The organism is Mesorhizobium waimense, from assembly GCF_003601975.1.
GTDB classification, from domain to species: domain Bacteria; phylum Pseudomonadota; class Alphaproteobacteria; order Rhizobiales; family Rhizobiaceae; genus Mesorhizobium; species Mesorhizobium waimense.
Window position 1 is genome coordinate 1 of the sequence record NZ_QZWZ01000211.1, and the last position, 458, is coordinate 458.

The 458-nt window shown below is 24.0% G+C and carries 1 protein-coding gene; it reads left to right on the top strand.

The genetic code is table 11. From position 1 onward, the window contains the following. Window positions 1-28: 28 nt before the first annotated feature. A partial coding sequence (locus D3227_RS40680; protein ID WP_208646639.1) for a hypothetical protein occupies window positions 29-458 on the top strand: 430 nt, incomplete at its 3' end.

Consider the following 458-nt stretch of genomic DNA (forward strand, 5'->3'; position numbering starts at 1 on the left):
ATCTTAATTTAATGGAGGTTTTATATTTATGAAAAAAATTTTAATTTTACTTTTAGCTTTTTGTAGTTTTATTGCTTATGCAGCAGGAGACTTAAATTATGATGAAGTTAATAAGTATATTAGAGAAAAATTGGATAGAGATAAAGAAATAACTTTAACATCTAAAATTAATAAAGCCAATAATACTTTGGAAGGATATAGTGATGAAGGAAAACTTTGTGCTGTTAATTCTTTGAAAGAACATCCAGATATGGCAAATATGAATGGAATGAAAAATAAAATTTCTGAAAAAAATGGTAAATTAAATCCAATTTCTGAAATTTATCTTCCTAATGGACAATTAGCAGTAAGAAATACTTATAAATTAAATAAGGCTATAAACTTATTTGAAACAGGAATTTTACTTGCATATATTGATGGTGAAATTAATTATGATGACCAATTAAAACCTATTGCAG